Consider the following 271-nt stretch of genomic DNA (forward strand, 5'->3'; position numbering starts at 1 on the left):
GAATGAGCCTGAACAGTTACGTGCTTGCTGCCCGGCTTGAACAGGTGGCTGTCGCTGCATCGGAGAGGCTTGTTGCCATGAGCGATGGCCGGTACACGTTGCAGCATACAGACGCGCGCGCCGCCCGCAACCAAAAGTCCGGCCTCGGGCTTGAAGTGGTGGATGAATGGACAGGACAGCAAAGGGACACGGCCACGTTGTCCGGTGGTGAATCCTTTATGGCCTCGTTGGCGTTGGCGCTTGGGCTGGCGGACGTAGTGCAACAAGAAGG

1 protein-coding gene is annotated in these 271 nt (G+C 60.1%); it reads left to right on the forward strand.

The genetic code is table 11. The features are described from left to right. Positions 1-271, forward strand: a 271-nt coding sequence (locus SB847_RS21070; protein ID WP_410578568.1) for a hypothetical protein, incomplete at both ends; no start/stop codon positions are given.

The organism is Bacillus sp. SIMBA_026 (genome assembly GCF_046535335.1).
In the GTDB taxonomy this organism is placed as follows: domain Bacteria; phylum Bacillota; class Bacilli; order Bacillales; family Bacillaceae; genus Bacillus; species Bacillus velezensis.